At 71.3% G+C, this 9,079-nt stretch carries 9 protein-coding genes; all 9 read left to right on the top strand.

The annotated features are described in order from the left end of the window. Positions 1-914: carbohydrate ABC transporter permease (locus ACWEVN_RS43345; RefSeq protein WP_452055166.1), on the top strand; the 914-nt coding region annotated here is incomplete at its 5' end. Next, the gene (locus ACWEVN_RS43340; RefSeq protein ID WP_452055165.1) at positions 911-1,756 is read left to right on the top strand and encodes a carbohydrate ABC transporter permease; all 846 of its coding nucleotides are present in this window, start codon (positions 911-913) and stop codon (positions 1,754-1,756) included. The genes ACWEVN_RS43345 and ACWEVN_RS43340, both read left to right, overlap by 4 nt. A gap of 4 nt (positions 1,757-1,760) precedes the next feature. Beyond that, positions 1,761-2,318: a DUF624 domain-containing protein gene (locus ACWEVN_RS43335; protein WP_452055164.1), complete on the top strand. Its 558-nt coding sequence runs from the start codon at positions 1,761-1,763 to the stop codon at positions 2,316-2,318. Then, the gene (locus tag ACWEVN_RS43330) at positions 2,315-3,439 is read left to right on the top strand and encodes a Gfo/Idh/MocA family protein (RefSeq protein WP_452055163.1); all 1,125 of its coding nucleotides are present in this window, start codon (positions 2,315-2,317) and stop codon (positions 3,437-3,439) included. The genes ACWEVN_RS43335 and ACWEVN_RS43330 overlap by 4 nt, the downstream gene beginning before the upstream one ends. Positions 3,440-3,452: 13 nt before the next feature. Beyond that, positions 3,453-4,679, top strand: a complete 1,227-nt coding sequence (locus ACWEVN_RS43325) for a Gfo/Idh/MocA family protein (RefSeq protein ID WP_452055162.1) — start codon at positions 3,453-3,455, stop codon at positions 4,677-4,679. Continuing rightward, a complete protein-coding gene (locus ACWEVN_RS43320) occupies positions 4,676-5,617 on the top strand; it encodes a DUF6807 domain-containing protein (protein WP_452055161.1) in 942 nt (313 codons plus the stop codon). Before ACWEVN_RS43325 ends, ACWEVN_RS43320 begins: the two co-directional genes overlap by 4 nt. A 10-nt stretch (positions 5,618-5,627) precedes the next feature. After that, a complete protein-coding gene (locus ACWEVN_RS43315) occupies positions 5,628-6,914 on the top strand; it encodes a pectate lyase family protein (RefSeq protein WP_452055160.1) in 1,287 nt (428 codons plus the stop codon). 209 nt (positions 6,915-7,123) lie between these two features. Next, a complete protein-coding gene (locus tag ACWEVN_RS43310; RefSeq protein WP_449686009.1) occupies positions 7,124-7,894 on the top strand; it encodes a pectate lyase in 771 nt (256 codons plus the stop codon). Positions 7,895-7,959: 65 nt separating this feature from the next. Next, a complete protein-coding gene (locus ACWEVN_RS43305; protein WP_452055159.1) occupies positions 7,960-8,982 on the top strand; it encodes a pectinesterase family protein in 1,023 nt (340 codons plus the stop codon). Positions 8,983-9,079: the final 97 nt, after the last annotated feature.

The raw sequence follows: 9,079 nt of genomic DNA, 5'->3' as shown, positions 1-9,079 counted from the left end.
GGGGCCGTCCGGCCGGGCGCCGCCGCCGCAAGAGCCAGCCGGAGGCGTTCGCCTTCCTCACGCCGTGGCTGCTCGGCGCGGTGGCGCTGACCGTCGGCCCGATGGTGGTCTCGCTGTACCTGTCGTTCACCGACTACGACCTGTTCACCTCGCCGGAGTGGGTCGGGTTCGGCAACTTCGCGCACATGTTCACCGGCGACGACCGCTACCTGCAGTCGGTCAAGGTCACGCTGATCTACGTGCTGGTTTCGGTGCCGCTGAAGCTGGCGGTGTCCCTGTTGGTGGCGATGCTGCTCAACACCCGCCGCGGCGCCAACGGCTTCTACCGAGCCGCGTTCTACGCGCCTTCGCTGCTCGGCGCGAGCGTCGCGGCGGCGCTGGTGTGGCGGGCGCTGTTCATGGGCGGCGGCCCGGTGAACAGCGTCCTCGCCTTCTTCGGCTGGCACACGCCGAGCTGGGTCGACGACCCGCAGTTCAGCCTCGCCTCGATCGTGCTGCTGGGCGTCTGGCAGTTCGGCGCGCCGATGGTGATCTTCCTGGCCGGGCTCAAGCAGATTCCGGCGGAACTGCACGAGGCGGCCGCGATCGACGGCGCGGGCGCGTTCCGCCGGTTCCGGCACATCACGCTGCCCATGCTCTCGCCGGTGATCTTCTTCAACCTGGTGATGGAGGCGATCCACGCCTTCCAGGCGTTCACCCCGGCGTTCGTCATCGGCGGCGGCCGCGGCGGCCCGGCCGACGCGGACCTGTTCTACACGCTCTACCTGTTCGAGGTCGGCTTCCAGGACTTCCGGATGGGCTACGCGTCGGCGATGGCGTGGGTGCTGCTGGTGGTCATCGCGATCGTGACGGCCGTCGTGTTCCGCACCGCGAAGCTGTGGGTCTTCTACGACGACGCGGAGGACCGGAAATGACGGTCCTGCCGCGGAGCGCCCGCTCGGCGGGCTGGCACGTGCTGTGCCTGGTCATCGTCGCGATCGTGCTGTACCCGCTGGTGTGGCTGGCGTTCGCGTCGGTCAAGCCGCCGGACGAGATCCTGTCCCGGCTCGCGCTGCTGCCGACCCGGTTCGTCTTCGACGGCTACCCGAAGGGCTGGGAGGGCGCGGCGGACGTCGGGTTCGGCCGCTTCTTCCTCAACTCGTTCCTGGTGGCCGGCCTGTCGGTGGCGGCGAACGTGCTGTCGTGCTCGCTGGCCGCGTTCGCCTTCGCCCGGCTGAAGTTCCGGTTCCGGGGCGCGCTGTTCGCGTTCATGATCACGACGTTGATGCTGCCCTATCACGTCACGCTGATCCCGCAGTACGTGATCTTCCAGCAGGCCGGCCTGGTGAACACGTTCGTGCCGCTGATCCTGCCGAAGCTGCTGGCGACCGAGGCGTTCTTCGTGTTCCTGATCGTCCAGTTCATGCGGGGCATCCCGCGCGAACTGGACGAGGCGGCGATCATCGACGGCTGCTCGGTCTACCGCACGTTCTGGCACGTGGTGCTGCCGCTGTCGAAACCGGCGCTGGTGACGACGTCGATCTTCACGTTCATCTGGACGTGGAACGACTTCTTCACGCAGATGGTGTACCTGAACGACACGGAGAAGTTCACCGTGCCGCTGGGGCTGCGGCTGTTCGTGGACACCAGCAGCGAGTCGAACTTCGGCGCGATGTTCGCGATGTCCGCGCTCGCGCTGGTCCCGATCGTGCTGTTCTTCCTCGCCTTCCAGCGGCTGCTGGTGGAAGGCGTCAGCACCAGCGGCCTGAAGGGGTGAAGTGATGCGAACGCAGTGGCGAACCGGGCTCGGCGACTTCTCGGACTGCCTGCTGGCGGGGCTGCTGGTCGCGCTGGCGTCGGTCCCGGTGGTGACGGCGGCTCCGGCGCTGGTGGCGGGCTGCCGGGTCCTCGACCGCACCCGCCGGGACGTGGGAAGTCCACTGTGGACGACGTTCTGGGCGGACTTCCGCGAGGCCGCGCGGGGCGGGGTGCTCTTCGGGCTGGGGTGCGTGGCGGCGGTGGTGGTGTTCGCGGTGGACCTCGAGGTGGTGGCGTCGATGCCCGGGGCGGGGGTGCTGAAACCGGCGCTGTGGGTGCTGGCGGTGATCGGAGTGGTGGTCGCGGTGCGGACGTGCGAGCTGGTGGCGACCGGGGGCCCGGCCTGGCGCCGGGCGATGTCGACCGCCGCCCGGGAAACCGCCGCCGACCCGAAGAACGCCGTGCTCCTCGCCGCGGCCATCGGAATCGCCGTCCTGCTCGTCTGGATGCTGCCGATCCTCGCCCTCGTGGTGGCCGGGCCGCTCGCCCTGGCCGCCGTCGCGACCGGTGGCCGCCGATGACGCCGGACGTCGTCGTCTTCGGCATGGCCGGCTACGCGGGCCAGCACCTGCGCCGGGCCCGCGCCCTGCACGACCGCGGCGAACTCGTGCTCGCCGGGGCGTGCGACATCCGCGAGCCGTCGCCGGAGGCTCGTGCGCTGCTCCCCGAAGGCGCCGTCATCACCCGGGACGCGGCCGAACTGCTCGCCCGCACCACCCCGGACATCGCCGTGGTGGCCACCCCGCCGCACACCCACCTGCCCCTGGCGAAGCTCGCACTCACCGCCGGCTGCCACCTGCTCGTCGAGAAACCGCCGGTGCTCGACCTCGCGGCCTTCGGCGAACTGGCCGAGCTGGCCCGCGGCCGCGCCTGTCAGACCGGCTTCCAGAGCTTCGGCTCCGCCGCCGTCCCCGTCGTCCGAGCGGCGATCGAAACCGGCGAGATCGGGACGGTCACCGGCATCGCCGCCGCCGGGGCGTGGATCCGGCGGGACCGGTACTTCGCCCGCGCCGAGTGGGCCGGCCGCCGCCGGGTCGGCGGGCAGGCGGTCGTGGACGGGGCGCTGACGAACCCGTTCGCCCACGCCGTCGCGACCGCCCTGCTGGTCAACGGCACCGCCGAGGACCTGCCCGAGCGGATCGCCGTGGAACTGTACCGGGCACGGGAGATCGAGTCCGACGACACCGCCTGCGCCCGGCTGAGCTTCGCCGGGGCTCCGGACGTCGTCGTCGCCGCCACCCTCGACGCCGAGGCCGACCACGAGCCGTACGTGCTGGTCCACGGCACCGAAGGCCGGATCCGCTGGCACTACAAGACGGATCTGGTCACCATCGGTGGCCGCCGGCGCACGGTCGCGCCGCCCCGCGACCTGCTGGCCAACCTCGTCGCGCGCGTCCGCGACGGCGAGCCGCTGCTGGCCCCACTGGCGGCCACCCGCGCGTTCACCGCGCTGGTGGCGGCGGTCCGCGACGCCCCCGAACCGCTGCCGTTGCCCGCCGAGTGGGTCCGGGCCGTGGACAGCGGGCCCGAACGGCACTTCGTCGTGCCGGGCGTGGACCGGGACGTCGACACCGCGGCCGAACGGCTCGCGCTCTTCTCCGAACTCGCCCTGCCCTGGACCGGCGCCGGCACGCGCGCCTGAACGAGATGAGGTGATGGCGGTGCGTCGCCACGCGATCGTCGGCCTGGGCTCCCGCGCCCAGCTGTTCGCCCGGGCCCTGGCCACGTCGCCGCGGGCCGAGCTCGCGGCCTTCTGCGACCACAACGAAACCCGCATGCGGGTCCACAACGGCTGGCTCGGTACCGAAATCCCCGGCTACCGGCCGGAGGACTTCACCGCGATGCTGGCGAAGGAACGCATCGACGTCGTCGTGGTGTGCACCCCGGACCACACGCACGCCGACTACGTCGTCGCCGCGCTGGAGGCCGGCTGCGACGTCGTCACGGAGAAGCCGATGACGACCGACGTCGAGGGCGCGCGCCGGATCCTCGCCGCCCGGCGCGAGACGGGCCGTTCGGTGCGGGTCGCCTTCAACTACCGGTACAACCCGGTGCACCGCCGGGTGCGGGAACTCCTGGCCGCCGGGGCGATCGGGGCGATCGGCTCGGTCGAGTTCAGCTGGCTGCTCGACACCGCGCACGGCGCCGACTACTTCCGCCGCTGGCACCGGGACAAGGCCAACTCGGGCGGCCTGCTCGTGCACAAGTCCGGCCACCACTTCGACCTCGTCAACTGGTGGCTCGGCACCGGCCCCGAAACGGTGGTCGCGCTGGGCCGGCTGTTCTTCTACGGCGACAAGACCGGCCACCGCACCGCCGGCGACCGGTTCGCGCTGGACCTCGAAGCCTCACCCCAGCTGCGCGCCCTCTACCACGACGCCGAGCGGGAGGACGGCTACGTCCGCAACCAGGACGTGTTCGGGCCCGGCGTCACCATCGAAGACGACCTGTCCGTGCTCGTGCGCCACCACGGCGGAGCGGTGCTGAACTACCACCTGCACGCGTACTCGCCGCGGGAGGGCTACCGCGTCGCGTTCTCCGGCAGCGAAGGACGGCTCGAACTGGACGTCCGGGAGAACGAGTACGCGGCCGGCGCCGAGCCGGTGGCGAAGCGGGCGCGGGCCCGGCTGACCGTGCAACGGCACTGGGAACCGGCGGAAGCCGTGTTCGACGGGCTCCTCGGGGACGGGCACGGCGGCGGCGACGAACGGATGCTCGCGGAGCTGCTCGGCGACGCCGAACCGGACGCGCTCGGCTGCGCGGCCGACCACGACGCCGGCCTGCAGGCCCTGCTCACCGGGCTGGCCGCGAACCGGTCCCTGGAAACCGGGCGGCCCGTGTCCGTCGGGGAACTGCTGGGGGAGATCGGGGAACCGGCGTGAGCCGGGCTGCGGTGGGGGACAGCACGCCGGAGGCGACCGAGGGGGCCGACGGCCGGGTGCGCGTCCGGCTCGGCGACGTCGTCCTGGCCGAGTACGTCGTCGAGCCGCCGACGCCGGCCGGGGACTCGCCCAAGCCGTACCTGCACCCGCTGCGCACCACCGCGGGGGAGGTCGTGACCGCCGTCCGGCCGCACGACCACACCTGGCACAACGGCCTGCAGTTCACCATGGCCCACCTCTCGGGCGAGAACTTCTGGGGCGGCCGCACCTATGTCCGCGGCCGCGGCTACACCCCGCTCGACAACAACGGGACCATCGGCCACGTCCGCTGGGAGAGCATCGACGACGCCGGCGGGCACTGCGAGCTGCGGCACGAGCTGGCCTGGCGCACCGCGGCCGGACGGCGCTGGCTCACCGAACACCGGACGCTGCGGTTCGGCGACGTCTCGCTGCGCGGCGGGCACTGGACGCTCACCTGGTCCAGCCGGCTGCGCAACACCAGCGGTCACGAGCTGCGCTGGGGGAGCCCGGTCACCGAAGGGCGCGACACGGCCGGCTACGGCGGCCTGTTCTGGCGCGGGCCGCGCTCGTTCGTCGGCGGCACGGTCCGGACGTCGGACGGGAAGTCCGCGGCCGACGCGATGGGCCACCGGGCGCCCTGGCTCGCTTTCACCGGGCAGCACGACGAAAGCCTGCGGACCTCGACGCTGCTGTTCGCCGACAGCCCGGACAACGCCGCCCACCCGACGGCCTGGTACGTCCGTGCCGAACCGTTCCCCGTGGTCAGCTTCGCCGCGACCTACCACCGGCCGTGGCTGCTCGAACCGGGCGAGGAGCTGGCCCTGACCCACCACGTCGTCGTCATCGACGGCGCCCCGGACGCGGCCGGGCTCGCCCGGCACGCCGCGCGGGTGCTCAGGAGACCGGACACCGACTAGAGGAGCCGACATGCGCTGGAAGGCTTTCGCGGGGTGCTTCGCCCTGCTCGGACTGACGCTCACCGCGGCACCCGCCCAAGCCCACGGCCGCGACCCCGGCCGGGTCGTCCTCGGCGACCACGACGGCTGGGCGGCCGCGACCACCGGCACCACCGGCGGTTCGGCCGCCGCCCGCGAAGACGTCCACACGGTGACCAAGCGCTCGGAACTCGCGGCCGCGCTGGCCGCGCACCCCGGTGCACCGAAGATCATCTACGTCCGCGGCACGGTCGAGGGCAATGTGGACGCGGCCGACCGGCCGATGAGCTGTGAAAGTTTCGCCGATCCGGCGTACAGCCTTCCGGCCTACCTGGCGGCGTACGACCCGGCCACCTGGGGGCGAGTGCCGCCGTCCGGGCCGCTGGAAGAAGCGCGCGAGCGGTCGCAGGCCAACCAGGCGAAGCAGGTCGTCCTCGACGTCGGACCGAACACCACGATCGTCGGCCTCGGGCGCGACGCCACGCTGCACGGGCTCACCCTGCGCGTCACCGGCGACAACGTCATCCTGCGGAACCTGCACTTCTCCGACGCCCACGACTGCTTCCCGCAGTGGGACCCCTTGGACAGCGCCGACGGCAACTGGAACTCCGAGTACGACAACCTCGACCTGGCCGGCGCGACGCACGTCTGGGTGGACCACAACGAGTTCAGCGACGGCGGGAACGACCGGCAGCCCACGTACTTCGGGCGCAAGTACGAGGTCCACGACGGCCTGCTCGACATCGTCAACGGCGCCGACCTGGTCACGGTGTCCTACAACCGGCTGCACGACCACGACAAGACCATGCTGATCGGCAACACCGACAAGCCCACCTACGACGTCGGCAAGCTGCGGGTCACCGTGCACCACAACCTGTTCTCCGAGATCGGGCAGCGCGCGCCGCGGGTGCGGTACGGCCAGGTGCACGTCTACGACAACCTCTACTCGATCGAGGACCCGGCCGCCTACACGTATTCGCTCGGCGTGGGCGTGGAGTCCCGGATCCACGCGGAGAACAACTTCTTCCGGATCCCGGCCGGGCTGCCGCTGGGCCAGCTGGTGCACTACTGGAAGGGAACCGTGCTGCACGCGACCGGCACGCTGGTCGCCCAGGGCACCCGGTGGCCGCGCGCGGTCGACCTGCTGGCCGAATACAACGCGGCGAACGACCCGGACCTGGGTTCGGACGTCGGCTGGACGCCGGCCCTCGTCGAACGCCTCGATCCCACCTGGGCCGTTCCGGCGCTGGTCCTGACGGCCGCCGGGCCCGGCCGCTGACCTTCGACAGTTTCGGCGTTTTCTGAAAACGCGCGCCGGCGGCGACCATCCGGGCGACATGCGTGCCGCTGCGGCGAACGACATTGACACGGCCTGTCCGCAACCCGAAACTCGGGATCGAGAAAGCGCTTTCACAACCCGGTCGGACGTTTTCCATCAGCGCCGATTGAACGCACGAGACCAGGGAGTGATGAATGGTTCCTCCAGCGATGTCCCGGATCATCCGGGTGGTGGCGGTCGCCGCGCTCGCCGTTTCGGCGGCGGTCGGCACGGGCGCCACCGCGTCGGCCGCGTCGTGGCCGACCCCGAGCGGCAGCGTGCCGGTGGGCGCGACGATCAAGGTCACCAGCGGCACCTACGACGGCGGGCTCAAGCGGTTCTACGGCACCGGCGACCTCGGCAGCGGCGGCCAGGACGAAGGCCAGAGCCCGCTGTTCCAGCTGGCCAACGGCACCACGCTGAAGAACGTCGTCCTGGGCAGTCCCGCCGCGGACGGCGTGCACTGCCTCGGCACCTGCACGCTGCTCAACGTCTGGTGGGAGGACGTCGGCGAAGACGCCGCGACCTTCAAAGGCACCTCCGCCTCGCAGACGATGACCATCGACGGCGGCGGCGCGCGCAAGGCCTCGGACAAGGTGTTCCAGCACAACGGCCCCGGCACGATGTACATCCGCAACTTCCAGGTCAACGACTTCGGCAAGCTGTACCGCTCCTGCGGCAACTGCAAGACGCAGTACAAGCGCAACGTCGTCGTGGACAACGTCACCGCCACCGTGCCCGGCAAGACGCTGGTCGGCATCAACACCAACTACGGTGACACCGCCAAGCTGACCCGGATCACCATCGTCGGGGATTCCAGCCGCAAGATCGTGCCCTGCGAGAAGTACAAGGGCGTCACCAGCGGCGAGCCGACGAAGATCGGCAGCGGCCCGGACTCGACGAACTGCCTCTACACCGCGGCCAACATCACCTACCAGTAACCGACCCGCGCCGGGGGTGCCGGCCGCCGTCCGGTACCCCCGGCGCGTTCCACCGTGGAGGCGCCATGTTCAAGACCCTGCTCGTCGCATCGGTGGTGGCGGGAGCGTCGCTGATCGCTCCGGCCGCCGAGGCCGCGGCGGCGAACGTCGTCGTGGCCAAGGACGGTTCCGGCAACTACACGACCGTCCAGGCCGGCATCAACGCCGTTTCGGCCGGCGGCACGATCTCGATCAAGCCCGGCACCTACCGCGAGGTCGTCTCGGTGCCGTCCGGCAAGACCGGGATCACGATGCGCGGCACCACCGGGAAGGCCGCCGACGTCGTCGTCGACTACGACAACGCCAGCGGGACGAAGAAACCCGACGGCTCGACGTACGGGACGTCCGGCAGCGCGACCGCGACGATCGCCGCGAACGGCTTCACCGCCACCGCGCTGACCTTCCGCAACTCCTTCGACCGGGGCGCCCACCCGGAGATCAAGGACACCCAGGCGGTCGCGGTCAAGACCACCGGCGACCGGATGGTTTTCGACAACGTCACCTTCCTCGGCCACCAGGACACCCTGTACGCCGACACCGCGGCCGTCGGCACGGTCGGCCGCCAGTACTACCGCAACTGCGCCATCAGCGGCGACGTCGACTTCCTCTTCGGCCGCGCTACGGCGGTGTTCGACCGGGTGACGATCACCGCGCTCGACCGCGGTTCCAGCAGCAACAACGGCTTCCTGACCGCGGCCAGCACCCGGCGGTCGAACCCGTACGGCTTCCTGATCACCGGCAGCAAGGTGGTCAGCTCGGCCGCCAACGCCAGCTTCTACCTGGGCCGCCCGTGGCACCCGGGCGGCGACGTCGACGCCATCGCCCAGGTCCTGATCCGCGAGACGTCCCTGCCGGCGGCGATCAAGCAGGCGCCGTGGACCGACATGTCGGGCTTCTCCTGGAAGGACGCCCGGTTCACCGAGTACCGCAACACCGGCCCGGGCGCGGGGAGCGGTGCCGACCGGCCGCAGCTGCCCGCCGCACAGGCCGGCAACTACACCCCGCAGAAATACCTGGCCGGCAGCGACGGGTGGAACCCCGTGCACTGACCCCTTCGTGAGTGGTAAGGCGGGTTCTAACCCGCCTTACCACACACGACCGGCGCCGGGGCCGGGCGGGGGAGACCCACCCCGGTCGGAAGATCAC

This window comes from Amycolatopsis sp. NPDC003861, assembly GCF_053605405.1.
This window is presented reverse-complemented; position numbering and strand designations above follow the sequence as displayed.